Annotated in this window: 10 protein-coding genes; 8 read left to right on the forward strand and 2 right to left on the reverse strand. The window is 65.4% G+C overall.

Translation table 11 applies throughout. The features are described 5' to 3' along the window. Nucleotides 1-125 precede the first annotated feature (125 nt). Together M9924_19275 and M9924_19280 are read right to left on the reverse strand one after the other, a co-directional pair. Complete coding sequence (locus M9924_19275) at nucleotides 126-1,808, reverse strand: caspase family protein (GenBank protein ID MCO5066527.1); 1,683 nt, start codon at nucleotides 1,806-1,808, stop codon at nucleotides 126-128. A gap of 20 nt (nucleotides 1,809-1,828) precedes the next feature. Then, nucleotides 1,829-2,023, reverse strand: coding sequence for a hypothetical protein (locus M9924_19280; protein ID MCO5066528.1), 195 nt, complete (start codon nucleotides 2,021-2,023; stop codon nucleotides 1,829-1,831). 201 nt (nucleotides 2,024-2,224) lie between these two features. Here M9924_19280 and M9924_19285 point away from each other — a divergent pair, with 201 nt between their 5' ends. The 8 genes from M9924_19285 (at nucleotide 2,225) to tssA (ending at nucleotide 15,288) form a co-directional block, all read left to right on the forward strand. Further along, nucleotides 2,225-3,928: a heparinase II/III-family protein gene (locus tag M9924_19285; protein MCO5066529.1), complete on the forward strand. Its 1,704-nt coding sequence runs from the start codon at nucleotides 2,225-2,227 to the stop codon at nucleotides 3,926-3,928. 162 nt (nucleotides 3,929-4,090) lie between these two features. Next, on the forward strand, nucleotides 4,091-4,765 hold the full coding sequence (locus M9924_19290; GenBank protein MCO5066530.1) for a hypothetical protein: 675 nt from the start codon (nucleotides 4,091-4,093) through the stop codon (nucleotides 4,763-4,765). An 81-nt stretch (nucleotides 4,766-4,846) separates the two neighbouring features. Continuing rightward, entirely contained in the window at nucleotides 4,847-5,278 is a 432-nt protein-coding gene (locus tag M9924_19295; GenBank protein MCO5066531.1) for a hypothetical protein, read from the forward strand. Continuing rightward, nucleotides 5,275-7,485, forward strand: a complete 2,211-nt coding sequence (locus tag M9924_19300) for a glycosyltransferase (GenBank protein MCO5066532.1) — start codon at nucleotides 5,275-5,277, stop codon at nucleotides 7,483-7,485. Before M9924_19295 ends, M9924_19300 begins: the two co-directional genes overlap by 4 nt. 6 nt (nucleotides 7,486-7,491) lie before the next feature. Next, a complete protein-coding gene (locus tag M9924_19305) occupies nucleotides 7,492-8,607 on the forward strand; it encodes a hypothetical protein (GenBank protein MCO5066533.1) in 1,116 nt (371 codons plus the stop codon). 330 nt (nucleotides 8,608-8,937) lie between these two features. Continuing rightward, nucleotides 8,938-11,163: a serine/threonine protein kinase gene (locus M9924_19310; protein MCO5066534.1), complete on the forward strand. Its 2,226-nt coding sequence runs from the start codon at nucleotides 8,938-8,940 to the stop codon at nucleotides 11,161-11,163. Between the two features lie 64 nt (nucleotides 11,164-11,227). Beyond that, the gene (gene tssH / locus M9924_19315; protein MCO5066535.1) at nucleotides 11,228-13,957 is read left to right on the forward strand and encodes a type VI secretion system ATPase TssH; all 2,730 of its coding nucleotides are present in this window, start codon (nucleotides 11,228-11,230) and stop codon (nucleotides 13,955-13,957) included. 182 nt (nucleotides 13,958-14,139) lie between these two features. Next, nucleotides 14,140-15,288, forward strand: coding sequence for a type VI secretion system protein TssA (tssA, locus tag M9924_19320; GenBank protein ID MCO5066536.1), 1,149 nt, complete (start codon nucleotides 14,140-14,142; stop codon nucleotides 15,286-15,288). Nucleotides 15,289-15,294 lie beyond the last annotated feature (6 nt).

Below are 15,294 nucleotides of genomic sequence, written 5' to 3' on the forward strand. Positions count from 1 at the left end.
AATATGGGCCGGTATCGCCATGAACGCATGACGCAACAGCCAGTAGTTCCATAACATACCTTATGCGACTGGCAATCAAGACGGCGTTGCGTCGCCTATCGTCCGCCGACCCGACCAAAACACTCCTAGCCGAAGCGGCGGCTGCTCCACTGCTCCAGCCGCTCGCGAAGCTCTTCTTTTTCGGCCTCCGACAACATGCCGGTGACCTCGGTCAGGCGCTTTTGCGCTTCCTCGTTTCCTTCGCGCGACGAAAGCGTGAACCAGAACGCGGCCTCGGTCAGGTTCTTCTGCGTGCCTTCGCCGGCCATGCTCAACTGGCCGAGATTGATATAGGCGGCCTGGCTGCCGAGATGCGCGGCCTGCGTGTAGTACTGGAAAGCGCGCTTCGGATTTTTAGGCGTGCCGATGCCGGCCTTGAAGGCATTGGCATAATTCACGAGGGCCGGCGCATTGCCCAGATTGGCGCCCTTGCCGAACTCCTCGAAGGCGCGCTCCGGATCCTTCTTGACGCCCCAGCCATTCAGATAGAGCAGGCCGAGCTTGTCATAGGCGGTAGCCCAGTTCTGGGCAGCAGCCTTTTCCAGCCAGAAACGGGCCTTTTCATAGTCCTTCGCGACCCCCTCCCCGCGCATATACATGTAGCCGACATTCGACTGGTCCTCGGGGTGGCCCTTTTCCGCCGCGTAAAGATAAAGCTCGAACGCCTTGCCGATGTCCTCGGGAACGCCCAACCCCTTGCGGTAGAGATTGCCCATATTGTGAAAGGCGGCGATGTAGCCGGCCTTCATGGCGGCTTCGTTGAGCACGGCCGCCTCTTCGCCGCGCCCGGCCTTGTCCAGCGCGCGCGCCAGCAGCGACTTGAACCGCATATTGTCCGGGTTGGCCGCGACCGCGCGTTCGCAGGCCGGTATCGCAAGCTGCGGATCGAGATTGGCATATTCGACGCTCGGGCCGACGCGATCCGGGTCAGACGGATGGCCCGCCGCGAGGTCGCACGCATCGGGCGCGATGGCGACCGGCTTGTCGGCTTCCGGATAGAGCACCACGCTTTGCAGCAGCGCGGTCGCGTCCCACGGAATCTGGGTTCCGCCGCTGGAGACGACGACTCGGGCGCGCAGCATCTTGAGCAGCGAATCGAGGCCCTTGCCCTGCGATTTCAGGATCGTGGCAAGCGAGCTTGCATAGTTCGCCTTGCGTGAGGCAACGGACCCCGGTGCAGCCGAAAAGGCGATCAGCGTGCCTGCGGGCAGGTTCGTCACGCGGGCGAGGCCGTCGCCGATGGCATCCGCATCGGCCATCGCCGATTGATCAAAGGGGTTCTTGTCCGCCGCATCGACGACAACGATCGTGGAGGCCGATGCGCGACCGCCCAGTTGCTGGAGAAGGTCGTCGAGGGCGACACCCTGACCGGGAAGATCGGATGCTTGCGCGAGCTTGAGGTCGACCGGCGCGAGATAGTTCTTCTCGCCGAATTGCAGCGCACGGCCGGAATAATAGACGAACAGGATTCCGTCCTGCCCGGCCTTTGCCTTGGTGGCCGCAATGGCTGCCTCGAAGTCCTTCTTCGAAACGTCGTCCACCGCATCGACCTCGAAGCCGATCGACTTGAGCGACTTTGCCACGAGATCCGCATCGGCAACCGCCTGGCGGTCCGGCTCAAGCGCGGCATAGGCCCCGTTGCCGATCACCAGCGCGAGGCTCTTCGGCTGTTGGGCAATCGCGCCTTGAGAAAACAGGACCAGCGCGAGGCAGGCCGCGCCGAAAGCACGCAAAGGCATCATCCCGAAGCCGCTTTCAACCGCGCTCATCCTTCCTGCTCTCAATGAGTTCAATAGTCCCCGACGCCGGAGGCTTTGGTCTTGTAGCCGGTCGCCGGCTTCTTGGGCGGGACCTTGAGGCAGCGCTCGGTTTTGTTGTCACAAAGCTGAGGCTTGAAAAGGGGTGTCGCACACCCGCTCAGGATCACGGATGTCGAAAGGAAAGCCGCTGCGGAAGCGATTTTCGCCGCAAGAAACTTTGCCATGAGAGTGCCGCCTTCGTCGAAAAAAGTCGAAACACTTGCGTTTGTCAAAGTAGTCTGTTCAACGAGATGGGCCATTTGGCCTCAAGAGAACCACCCGCGTCAAGCGCAATCTCACAGGCGGAGGCACGGCGATGGTCGAAATCCGGAGACGCGCGCCGTCTTTGCCTGCAAGACATATGCAAAGGCACAGGGCTGTCACCAATGCTGCTGCCGCCATATAACGGGTTATCGGGATTGCGCCGGCTGGTCGGCGACGACCCCTGGGCAGGGGTGGCGGCGCAGCGTTTCCTGAAAGACGCAGAGGCCGTGCTCGATACCCCGCCCATCGCCCATGCGCTCGACCGCAGGGGCACGATGCTCGATGTGGCGCGGCGGATATCGACCCGCATCCAGACCCTGGGCGTAAGCTGGATGATCTCGGGCGACCCACGCTTCCAGAGACGCATCGTCCGGGAGCTTGTCTCGGTGGCCGCCTTTCCCGACTGGAACAGGTCGCACTTCATCGACACCGCTGAAACGATGGCGGCGGTCGCCATTGGCCGGGGCTGGTGCGAGCCGGTGCTGACGCGCGAGGAGGATGCTTTCATCATGGAGGCGCTGGCGCGGCTGGGGCTGGTCCCGGCGCGGTCCTCGCTCCAGCGCCCGTCGCCATGGGTCACGGCTAACAACAACTGGACGGTGGTCTGCGCGGGGGCCTCGATCCTCGGCGCGCTTTCGGCGCGCAAGGCCCGGCCCGAACTGGCCGCAGAGGTGCTGCGCGATGCCAAGGCCGTTTTCGCGGCGGCGCTCAGGATATTCGAGCCGGACGGCGGCTGGCCGGAGGGACCCGGCTACTGGGCCTATGCGACGGATTACGCGGTGCTTGCGCTCGCAGCCCTCGACGCGGCGGGCGACCGCGATGTCGAGCCGCCGCGCGCGTTCCTCGAAAGCTGGCGGTTCAATCGCGCGATGACCTCGCCCGCCGGCCTTTCCTTCGACTATGGCGACAACCTGCTCGAACCCGAACGAAGCCACGGCCTCGGCTGGCTGGCCCATCGCTCGGGCGAGGCGCAGGCGGCGGCATGGCAGCGCGCGGCCCCGGGTGCACCGCGACCCTTCGACCTGATCCGGGGAGCAACCATGGCGGCAGCACCCGCAAGCCGCGCGCAGGTGGACAGGTTCGAGGCGGCAGGCGTCTGCATGCTCCGCGACGGCGACATATGGGTCGGCCTCAAGGGCGGTTCGAACGCGGTCAACCACGCGCATCTCGACCTCGGCACGATGGTGGTCGAAATGCAGGGCCAGCGCTTTTTCGGCGAACTCGGGCGCGAAAACTACGAGGCCCCCGGCTATTTCGAACCGGAGCGGCGTTTCGGATATTTCCGCACAAGGACCATGGCGCACAACACGATTGCCTTCGGCGGCGCGGACCAGTCCATCGGCGCCAGCGCTACCTTGCTCGGGCCGCGCGCGGCGGGTTCGATCTCGGCGGTGTGCACCGTCCACGATCCTGATGCGCCCTGCCTGTTCCGCCGCGCGGTAGAGATCGTGCCGGGCGGCGGTGTGGTCGTCGCCGACAGGGTGACGCCGCGTCCGGGCGTGCGAGTTGAAGCCGACTGGCTTGCCTATACGCGCGCCGAGGCGACGGAACATGAGAGCGGCGCGGTGCTGTCGCTTGGCGGGTGCCGCGTCACACTGAAGATGGTCGCCCCGCCCGATGGCCGCATGGTGGTCGAGGCCGCGCCGAGCCCGGCAGGCGAAAGCGACAACAGCGCCTTTCGGCGCATCCGCATGCGGTTCGCGGTCGGCGGAGAGGCGGCGACGCTGACGACGGTGCTGGCGAGCGATCCTGCGGCCATCCCGCTTCTTCTCGAACAGGCAAAGCCGCTTCACGCCTGGCTCGCGGAGCAGGCTGCGGAGATATGACCTACAAGCTGTGGACGATGTGAACGGCAGTCGAAATGCCGGGCAATGCCATATAGAAAGCGAAACCCCCGGAGGGCCTCTCGGCTGTCCGGGGGTTCTATCCATCCGGGTTCGCTTGCGAGCAGTGGCGAAGTCCGGCTTGCCTGGCAAATATGGTGAACCGTGCCGATCAGTCAACACACAATCTATGAAGAAGTTCCGGAAGCCCTCATCGCAGCTTTCGAACGAACCATAACACCGGCACGGTTGACCCCATATCTTGCAGCGGCAGGCTTCGACCACCAGCGCGCGGTCCATCTCTACATATGGAACACGATGATGGGACAAAGTTTCCATTTCCCCGTCCAGACATTGGAGGTGGCCTATCGCAATTCGGTCGCCGCCGTCTTCCGCGACAAGTTTGGTGACAAATGGTGGCGCGAGAGCATCGCCGGCAAATTCCTCGACAAGCGCAGCTTGGAGGAACTCGCCAATGCCAGACGCCGCCTGAAGGCGCGCAGGATCGAGCCGAATGCCGACGAAATGGTTGCCGGGCTTTCCTTCGGCTTCTGGGTCGCCATGCTGGCGCCCAGATACAAGCCCATCCTGTGGAGCAGTCGTCTGGTGCAGGCCTTCCCCCATATGCCGGGAACGGCGGACCACAAGCAAATCTATGGCCGGGTCAACAATGTGCTGGACTTGCGTAATCGCATTTTTCACCAGGAGCCGCTTCTGGGCCTGAACCTGTCCGGAAACTATTCCGAAATCATGCAACTGCTGAAATGGATATGCCCCGAAACACAGGCCTGGGTGAAGGCGAACTGCTCCGTGCCGCGCTTCATTCGCGCCAGGCCTTGACGAAAGACCGTTGAAGGGCTGGAATTGAGGCTCAAGTGCAAGGGTGACGCGACAGAGATTTCGTGAACCGGGGAGCACGCCTTGAAATCCATCCTGAACTTTTTCTCGGCGGTGAAGGTCAATCCGGTCGCGGAGAAGGAACCCTTCATCTACAAATCCGGCGGGCCGGTCCACATCGTGATGATCGTCGTCATCGACGTGGACCCGTCCCTCATCGGCGACATCATGGCCACCGCCGAAGCGAAGTTCGGCAAGACCGACAAGCTCGTCTATGTCACCGACAACAGCGATTTCACGAAGTTCCGGGAAAGCCGCGCCGCCTTCGAATATCTGCCACCGCTCGTGCACCAGCGGCTGCATGCCGCCGATATGCCCTGGCAGGCCTATCTGCGGGAGCGCTGGGGCCTGCTGCTGGCGAAGTGGAAACCCCGCCTCGTGCTTTCCTACGGCATGAACATCGAAGCGTTTCTGAACGCGGCGCCCGCGCGGCCCGTTCAGGACCCCGTCGCTTGACACGCTTCGACATCGTTTTCGTCGCCGACCTTCGCTTCGAGGGCGGCTCCTCGACCGCGCTCGCGGTGGAGATCCGCGAGGCTGCGCGCGCCGGGCTGAAAACCGCCATGCTGTTCGTCAAGGGGCCGCTGCTCGGCGCGGCCTTTCCAGTGCATCCGCATCTTTCGGCTGTGCTGGAACAGGGGCTGACGCAGCGGCTCGACCCCGAGATGGAAACACATAGCGACCTCGTGCTCCTGCATCATCCCTCGATCATGGAGAACAGGGTCACGCGCCGCCTGCGCCTCGCGACCGAGCGGCTGGTGGTCGTGCTCCACCATCCGGCATTCGATCGCAAGGGCGCGCGGCAATATGACATCGACCGGATCGTCGCGAACTGCCGCGCCTCCTTCGACGCCGATGTGCTGCTGGCTCCGGTCAGCAGTGTCGTGCGGGATTCGCTGCCGCGCCTCTTGCCGAAGGGCGCGTCGGTGCTCGACCGCGACTGGGTGAACCTGATCCGGCTCGACGACTGGCCGCAGCGCAAGGCGGGACATCCCGCCGAGCCGGTGGTCATCGGCCGCCATGCACGGCCGCACAGGCAGAAATGGCCCGACCTCGCCGAGGCGGCGATGAGCGCCTATCCCGTCGACAGGCGCTTTCGCATCCGCATTCTCGGTGGCGGCGGCTTCCTTGAAGAGATGTATGGCCCGCTGCCCGCCAACTGGGAGGTGCTGCCGTTCGAGACCGAGGGCGTCGCGCAGTTCCTCGGCGGCCTCGATTTCTACGTCTATTTCCACTCCGACGCATGGTCCGAAGCGTTCGGCAGGACCATTCTGGAAGCGCTTGCGGTCGGGCTGGTGGTGATCCTGCCCGAACATTTCCGCGAGTTGTTCGGCGAGGCGGCGGTCTATGCCGAGCCAGCCGGGGTGCAGGCCGTGATCGCCAGATTCGTCGACAATCCCGATCGCTTTGCCGCCCAATCCCGACGCGCCCGCAAGTTTGTCGAGGAGCACCACGACGCGTCGCTGTTCGCGCCAAGGATCGCGGCGTTGTTCGACCTGCCGCGCAAGGACGGCGCGGCGCCTGTGACGCCGATGCCGCCGCTGCCCGTCAAGCCCGTTCTGTTCGTGTCGAGCAACGGCATCGGCATGGGCCATCTGATGCAGCAGATGGCGATTGCGCAGCGGCTCGGGCCGGACCTGAAGCCGGTTTTCGCCACCATGTCCTATGCGATGAAGATCGCTGCGGATGCCGGCTACCATACCCATTTCATCCCGCATCACCTCGCGCTCGACGCGAAGGTTTCCGACTGGAACGACATCCTGGCCGACGAGATGTTCGACCTGTTGACGCATCTGAGGCCGCGTGTCCTCGCCTATGATTCAACGGCCATCTTCTCCGGCATCGTTTCGGCGCTGGAAATGCATCCCGATATCTTCTCGATCTGGGTCAGGCGTCCGATGTGGCGCGAGAGCCACCGGCACCTGCTGGACGCCGCGAACCATTTCGACGCGGTGATTGAACCCGGCGAACTCGCCGCCGATTTCGACCACGGCCCGACGCGGGCGCTGCGCGACGACGCCTATCTGGTGCCTCCCGTGCTGCAACTTGCGCCGGCCGAACGGCTGGAGCGCAGCGCGGCACGGCGCTTCCTCGACGTCGCGGACGGTGTGCGGGTGGTCGCGCTGCAACTCGGCTCTAGCGCCAATTTCGACATGGGGCCGGTTCGCGAGGCGGTCATCTGGTCGGTGCTGGAAAGGCCGGACACGCTGGTGCTGGAACTGCGCTCACCGATCCGCGCGAGCTTCACGGACGATGCGCCGCGCCATGAGCGGCACCGCATCGTGGAGCTTTTCCCCGCCTTCCGATACAGCCGGGCCTTCGATGCAATGGTGGCCGCGCCCGGCTACAACACTTTCCACGAAAACATCCTCGGCTGCGTTCCGTCCATCTTCGTGCCCAACGAGGCCGACGAAATGGACCTGCAACTCAACCGTGCGCGGTGGGCCGAACTGTCCGGCATGGGATGGACACTGCGCCGCGACCACGACCTTCCGCATGTCGGCGAACTGGTCGAAAAACTTCTCGACCCGGACGAGCAGGCCGCCATCGTCGCGCGGTGCCGCCGCATCCCTTGGACCAACGGCGCGGACGACATCGCCCGCTACATCCAGGACCATGCGCGGCTGGTGCGCACGGACTGGGACATCACCAGGGCGGTCTAGAGAATATTGAAACATATCCCGCCGCCAGCAATCGTCTTCCTGTCATCGAACGGCATCGGCCTCGGCCACCTGACCCGCCAGATGGCGGTGGCAAGCCGCCTCGCGCCGGGATCTCGATCGATCTTCGCCACCATGTCCTATGCCGCTTCGCTGGCTTCCGCGGCGGGCTATCCGACGCTCTTCCTGCCGCACCACCGCGCCAACGGCACGGATGTGGACGATTGGAACCTGCAGCTCGAATTCGAGCTTGACGCACTGATCCGCCATGCGGGCGCGACAACGCTCGTCTTCGACGCCACGGCGGTGTTCGGCGGCGTCCTCGCCGCGATGAACCGGCACGAGGGCGTGCGTTCCGTTTGGCTGAGGCGCGCGATGTGGTCGGAACTCAACCGCAAATTCGTGGAACAGTCGGACTGCTTCGACCTCGTCGTGGAGCCGGGCGAACTGGCAGACGAGTTTGACGAAGGCCCGACCAAGGCGCTCCAGTCGTCGGTGGCGCGCGTGCCGCCTGTGCTGCTGGTCGATCCGGGGGCAAGGCTCGACCGCGACAGCGCGCGGCGCGAGCTTGGCCTGCCGGGCGATGCGGTGGTTGTGGCCATGCAACTCGGCTCCGGCATGAATTTCGACATGAACCCGGTGCGGCAGGCCGCGCTTCGGTCGCTCGCCGCGAGGCCGGATGTGGTGCTGGTCGAACTGCGCTCTCCTGTGCAGGCGCGGGCCGAGCCGCTTGAGGGCACGTCCGGCAGGCATGTGGTGCGGAGCGTGTTCCCGGCGTTCCGCTACAGCCGCGCCTTCGATGCGGCCATATGCGCGCCGGGCTACAACAGCTTCCATGAAAACGTGCTGGGCGCGATCCCCAGCCTGTTCGTGCCGAACGAGGCCGAGGAGATGGACCGCCAGATCGACCGGGCGCGCTGGGCCGAACGGGAGGGGCTGGGCCTCCTGATGCGCCGCGACGACCATGCGCGCATCGACGGACATCTCGACCGTCTGCTGGACGCGGGCGAACGCAGCCGCATGACCGAGAATTGCGGGAAGATTGGTTGGCACAACGGCGCCGACGACATTGCCCGCATGCTGGACAGCGGAGCCACCAACGGCATTCATCATGAAAGCGTCTAATCAGGACCGCGCAATGATGCTAGAGCATTTCATGGTCAGGTTGAATCATTCTGTTTGTCGTTTGGCGAGGCGATCCACAAGGAAGGTCGCGAAGAACGGGCTGGTTGCCCGGTCGAGCGGCATGACGAAGTGGGTGCCCGCCAAACGCAAACCCGAAGGGCCGGGCCGGTTTGCGCCAAATCCTTCGGTCTTTGTCTTGTCCGGGCCACCAGCCCGACCTGCGACAAACCCCTTGGCCTTGTCGCAAACCGTCGCCGGCAGAATGCTTCAACCTGACCATGAAATGCTCTAGTCTTTGTTTCTCGAACATGACCACGGGCCGGCGTCGGGATGACCTCTGACGACAAAACAAGGATACAGGTGAACAACCGCTTCGCGCCCGGCGTGCGGCTGAACGACACCTATCAGCTTGACGAACTGATCGCTTCGGGCGGCATGGGTCAGGTGTTTCGAGGGCATAATATCGAGACGGAAGAACCCGTCGCCATCAAGACCATCCTGTCCGAACTTGCCGACGACGACACGATCTTCGCGCTCTTCAAGAAGGAAGGGCTGATCCTCGGTCGGCTCAACCATCCGACCATCGTGCGCTATTACGCGTTTTCGCGCGACCCGAAAATCGGGCGGCCCTATCTCGTCATGGAATATGTGGAGGGGCAGTCGCTGGCCGAGCGGATGCGGCTCGGGCCCCTGCCTGTGGACGATGCGTTCCAGCTTTTCTCGCGCGTGGCCGAAGGGCTGTCGGTCGCCCACAGGGCGGGCGTCATCCACCGCGACCTGTCGCCCGACAACATCATCATCCAGCACGGCAGCCTCGCCGAGCCGAAGGTCATCGATTTCGGCATCGCGCATGCCGCCAACGCGACCACCACGCTTCTGGGCAGCAGTTTCGCGGGAAAGTTCAGCTTCGTGTCGCCCGAGCAGATCGGGCTGGCGGGCAGCCAGGTCACCAACAGCTCGGACATCTACAGCCTCGGGCTGGTGATGGCGGCAGCGCTGCGCGGCACGCCGATCAACATGGGCACGATGCCCGCCGAAGTGATCGAGCGGCGGCGCACCGTTCCCGACCTCGGCGACATCGATGCGCGGCTGCGGCCATTGATCGAGCAGATGCTGCAACCCGAAGCCGCCAACCGGCCCGAAAGCATGAGCTTCATCGCCGACTGGCTGGCGCGCGCCGGGGGGCTGGCCGCGAAAAACGCGCGGCTGGACACCGAGCCGACCGCGCCGTGGATGCCCGCCGCAGGCGGCGCGCGCTTCGTGCCGCATGTCGCGCCGATCCTGCCCGGACGCCCTGCGACGCCTCCGCCGCCCGCAGCGGAGACCGCCCCCGCCTCGCCTCAAGGCGGCAACGCGCCGCGCCGACGTTCGCCCCTGCCGCTGGTCGCGGGCGCGGGCGCGGTGCTCGCGGCGCTGGCCGTGGTCGCCTACGCAACCGGCTGGATCGGCATCGGCGAACGGCCACGCGCGGACATTGTTGCCGAAAACAGGACGCCCGAACCTGCGCCAGCCCCCGAACCTGCGCCAGCCCCCGAACCTGCACCTGTGCCCGAGCCTGCACCCACCCCTGCCCCGCCGCCTGCCGAGGATGCCGACACAGTGAAGGAAGAGCCGGTGGCCCCGCCCGACGAGCCGGATGCCGTCACGCAAGCCGCGCCACCCGAACCGACTCCCGCGCCCCCGGTGGCCGCACCCGAACCTTCGCCGCCGCCTCCTGTGGTCGCACCTGAACCCCCGCCACCGCCAAAGCCTGTCCAGGAGGCTGTCGCACCGCAGCCTGAGCCGGAACCGACGCCTCTGCCGACGCCGACCCCCACCCCGGCCCCGACCGAGACGGTCACGCCGCCGCCCGTCGCAGAGGCCCCGCCGGAACACGAGCAGAAGGATGAGGCGGTCGCGCTCAACACGCCGCAGGCCGACACCACCCCGCCCGTCGTCGAGCCGGAACCCCGGGCGCAGATCGATCCCGAGGACTGCTATTTCGCGGCGATCAAGGCGCAGTCCGACGACCGGATGGCGGTCAAGGGCGTCGGCCTTTCGCAGCAGACCTTCGACCGCATCAAGTCCGCGCTGGCGGATTCGGGGACCGGCGAGGCCAATATGGACAGCCACATCATTTCCGCCGACCAATGCCCGGCGACGAAGTTCCTGAGGACGATCCACGAAACCACCGTGGACAATCCGAACCTGTCCTTCACCTCGCCCGGAACGAAGCGCGGCGACAAGGTGGCGGGCGTGCTCGACGATATCGGAACACGCACGCCGAGCCTGTTCATGGTTGACGCCACGGGCCGTATCTATGACCTGACGGCGGAGCTGGTCGCGACCAGCGCGCCGCCGCTGTTCGACGTGACGGCGCTCGCCGCGCGTTCCGATTTCGCAGGCCCCGGCCTGATCGTGGCGGTGACCGGCGACAAGCCGCTCGACCTCGCCCCGTTCAGGACCGCAGCGGACCTGCCCGCCCTTGCCGAGCAGCTTGTGACCAGGGGCGCGGTGGACGGCGTCGATTTCGGCTTCTTCCCCTACGGCGCGGTCGCCGAATCGACGGCGCAATAGCAGCCCCTTTTTAAGTGGCCGGAACTGTGAGAAGCTAAAACCTCATGAAGCGGAGAGCCTTGAAATGGAGGCGGGCGGACGGCGGTCATCGCAGAGCTTCAAGCGCAAGGAACTTGTCGGCAAACTCAACGCGACCTGTGTGCAGGCCTTCAAGGCGGCTGCGGACAGCGCCAAGATGCGCGGCAATCCTTACGTCGAGCTTGTGCATTTCATCCAGCAACTGGTGCTTTCCGATCGCTGCGACGTGCAGATGATCCTTGCGCATGCGGGCGTCGATGCCAGCCGCATCGCCGCCGACATGACGCGGGCGGTGGACAAGCTGCCCTATGGCGCAACATCCATCGAGGAGTTTTCCGACCACATCTTCCACGCCATTCAGGAAGGCTGGAGCCTCGCCAATCTGGAATTCGGCACCGATGAGGTGCGCAGCGCCCACATCCTGCTCGCCTGCCTGAAAACACCGGCGCTCGAAGGCATCCTGTCCAAGATCAGCGGTGAGTTCGACAGGATCGACGCCGACGAGGTCATCGCCGGTTTCGCCGATGTCGTGGCAGGCTCGCGCGAGGAAACGGCGGCGGCGAGCGCTCCCGCCGAAGCAGCGCCGAAGCGCGGCCCGGGCGGAGAGTCCGCGCTGGCGAAATACGCCACCGACCTGACGCAGCGCGCGCGTGACGGCAAGATCGATCCCGTGGTGGGCCGCGACCCGGAAATCAGGCAGATCATCGACATATTGATGCGACGGCGCCAGAACAACCCGATCCTCACGGGCGAGGCGGGCGTCGGCAAAACCGCCGCCGTCGAGGGTTTTGCCATGCGCATCGCGCAGGGAGACGTGCCGCCCGCCATGCAGGGCATCAGCGTGCGCGCGCTCGACATCGGCCTCATGCAGGCGGGCGCAAGCGTCAAGGGCGAGTTCGAGAAGCGTCTCAAGGCCGTCATCGACGAGGTCCAATCCTCCGAGACGCCGATCATCCTGTTCATCGACGAGGCGCATACGCTGATCGGCGCGGGGGGCGCGGCGGGAACCGGCGACGCGGCCAACCTTCTCAAGCCCGCGCTGGCGCGGGGCGAGTTGCGCACCATCGCCGCGACCACTTGGGCCGAATACAAGCAGCATATCGAGAATGACCCCGCGCTCACCCGCCGCTTCCAGGTGGTGAAGGTCGACGAACCCTCGGAGGCGACCGCCATACTGATGCTGCGCGGCGTGGTGTCCGTGCTCGAAAAGCACCACCGCGTGCAGGTGCTGGACGAGGCGCTGGAGGCGGCAGTCACGCTCTCACACCGCTACATTCCCGCGCGCCAGCTTCCCGACAAGGCCGTCAGCCTGCTCGACACCGCCTGCGCGCGGGTGGCCGTGTCGCAGCACGCGACGCCGGCAGCCGTGGAGGATATCATCCGGCGGCGGCAGGCGCTGGAGATCGAACAGGGCATCATCGGTCGCGAGGCGGCCATCGGCATCGAGGTCGAGGACCGCAAGACGCGCGTCGAGGCGGCGCTCGCCGAAACAGCGGAGGCGCTTTCCGAAGCACAGGCGCGCTGGGACAGGGAGAAGGTGCTGGTCGGCGACATTCTCGACCTGCGCGCCCGGCTGCGTGGCGAAGGCGTCTCGCCGGATGCACCGCCGGACGAGCCAACAGGAGAGACGACGGACGAGACCGCGGAACCCCGGCCCGAAGGCGAGACCCCGGCGGATGCGCCGGACCCCGCCGCCGATCTCGAACGGCTGCGGGAACTGATGGCCGAACTGGCCGAGGCGCAGGGCGAAGCGCCGCTCATCCTGCCCTCCGTCGACCGCAACGCAGTTGCCGCCGTGGTGCAGGACTGGACCGGCATACCGACGGGCCGGATGCTCTCCAGCCAGACCGAGAAGGCGCTGAAGCTCGCCGAGACGCTTTCGGCGCGCGTGGTGGGTCAGGACCACGCCATGGAGATGATCGCGCGGCGCGTGCAGACCAGCCGCGCCGGGCTCGGCGCGCCGGAAAAGCCGGTCGGCGTGTTCCTGCTGTGCGGCCCCTCTGGCGTCGGCAAGACCGAGACGGCGCTGGCGCTGGCCGAAACGCTCTATGGCGGAGAGCAGAACCTGATCTCCATCAACATGTCCGAGTTCCAGGAAGCACACACCGTATCCACGCTGAAGGGCGCGCCGCCCGGCTATGTCGGCTACGGCAAGGGCGGCATCCTGACCGAGGCGGTGCGCCGCAAGCCCTATTCCGTCATCCTGCTGGACGAGGTGGAGAAGGCGCATCCGGACGTCCACGAGATATTCTTCCAGGTGTTCGACAAGGGCATGATGGACGACAGCGAGGGCCGACGCATCGACTTCAAGAACAGCCTGATCCTCCTGACCTCGAATGTCGGTTCGGAGGTCATCATGGCGAAGACCGACAATGGCCGCGTGCGCACCGGGATCGACGACCTCGACGACGCGCTGCGCGGCCCGCTGCTCAAGGTCTTTCCCGCCGCCTTCCTCGGGCGCGTGGTGACGATCCCCTATTATCCGCTGTCCGACGACATGATCGAGGCGATCACCCGGCACCAGTTCTCGAAGATCGCCAAACGACTGGCGACCAACAACGATGCGGAGCTTGTGATCGGCGACGGCGTGATGGACCTCGTCAAGGCGCGCTGCACCGAAATCGAGTCCGGGGGCCGCATGATCGACGCCATCCTGACCAACACGCTGCTGCCGGAACTGAGCCGCGGCGTGCTCAACCAGGCATTGGAAGGCAAGCGTTTCTCGAAGGTCACCGTGGGCGCGGCGGCCGACGGATTTACCTTTACTTTCGAATGACGTTGATCTGCCGGGCGGAAGAGGCGATCTTGCGCGAGGCCGGTTCCCTTACGGAATGCAAATGCCCCCGAGTAGACAGAAAAATAGAAAGGCGTATTCTATATTCAACCGAGGGTAGTGGGCCGGCATTCATATCTTAGACGTTTAACCATTCGATAGCCGCATGAGCAGCGGGGGGTTACGTGATTGATCTTGCTCTCTGGCTGAACCCGCTGACCGGAGACAATCCGTCTGGGGATGACTTGCGCAACGATGCCGGCTTTCACGAGCTGGAGCGGCTGGCCGAACCTGCGATCAAGGTCGAATATGACGAGCGAAACAGGCCCGTCGCCCAGACCACGGTTGCGCCCGACTGGTCAGTCATCTTTGCGCGGGCGGACGAGCTGCGCCAGAAGGGCCGCGACCTGCGCCTCATGGTGCTGGTAACGCGGGCGCTGGCGGGCGAAGAGGGGCTTGCGGGCCTCGCGCAAGGGCTTTCGCTGCTCGGGCGGACACTCGACGAATATTGGGACAGTCTGCATCCGGCGCTGCGCGGCGGTGCGCCGCGCGAGGCGGCGTTGCGGCGCACCAATGCGCTGCTCGACCTCCAGAACCCGGAAGCGGGCGTGCTCGGCGAATTGCGGCGCAAGGCGTTCTTCACACTGCCGGGCATCGGCCCGGTGTCCGGTCGCGACCTTGAAATGGGAACGCTGGACGAGCGCGTCATGCTCCAGGAGGCCGCGCAGGGGCTTGGCGTGAAGGAGAAGGCCGTGCTGGCGGAGGCCCATGCGCAACTCGTGTCGCGGGTGCGCGGCGCATGCGCGGGCTTTGCCGACCGCTCCCCCGACGATTTCGCTGCGCTCGTGCAGGGCGGGCGCGATTCGCTTTCGGCCATGGACGAACTCGACCGGGTGCTCAACGCCCGGCTGGAAACGCATGGCCCCACCGTGCCGGACCTCAAGCGCTTCGTGGAACGGGTCCTGGCGACGCTCGAACGGACCAACGCCATGAAGAAAGCCGATGCGCCTGCCATCGCCGCGAACGGGGAAGCGGCGCCCGCCGCACCCAACGGCGTCTATCGCGAGCCGCAGCCGATCATGTCGGGCGGCGGCCTGCCGGACCGCATCGCCTCGCGCGACGAGGTGGTGAAGTGCCTCGACCTCGTCGTGGATTTCTACGACCGGACGGAGCCGTCCAGTCCCATTCCCCATCTGGCGCGGCGCGTGCGGCGGATGGTTCACATGGATTTTGTGGAGTTGATGGAGGATCTCGCCCCCTCCGGCCTGAAGGAATTCCGGCTGCTCGCCGGAACGCCCGAGCCCAAGAAGGCGGCGGTCAAGGACGAAAGGTAATCCAAA

The organism is Rhizobiaceae bacterium, assembly GCA_023953835.1.
Lineage (GTDB): Bacteria > Pseudomonadota > Alphaproteobacteria > Rhizobiales > Rhizobiaceae > Mesorhizobium_G.

Bases quoted from the DNA above. Each gene is read 5' to 3' on its own strand.
- tssH (MCO5066535.1), top strand. From the start codon at position 11,228: ATGGAGGCGGGCGGACGGCGGTCATCGCAGAGCTTCAAGCGCAAGGAA.
- M9924_19275 (MCO5066527.1), bottom strand. From the start codon at position 1,808: ATGAGCGCGGTTGAAAGCGGCTTCGGGATGATGCCTTTGCGTGCTTTC.
- M9924_19285 (MCO5066529.1), top strand. From the start codon at position 2,225: ATGCTGCTGCCGCCATATAACGGGTTATCGGGATTGCGCCGGCTGGTC.
- M9924_19280 (MCO5066528.1), bottom strand. From the start codon at position 2,023: ATGGCAAAGTTTCTTGCGGCGAAAATCGCTTCCGCAGCGGCTTTCCTT.
- M9924_19310 (MCO5066534.1), top strand. From the start codon at position 8,938: ATGACCTCTGACGACAAAACAAGGATACAGGTGAACAACCGCTTCGCG.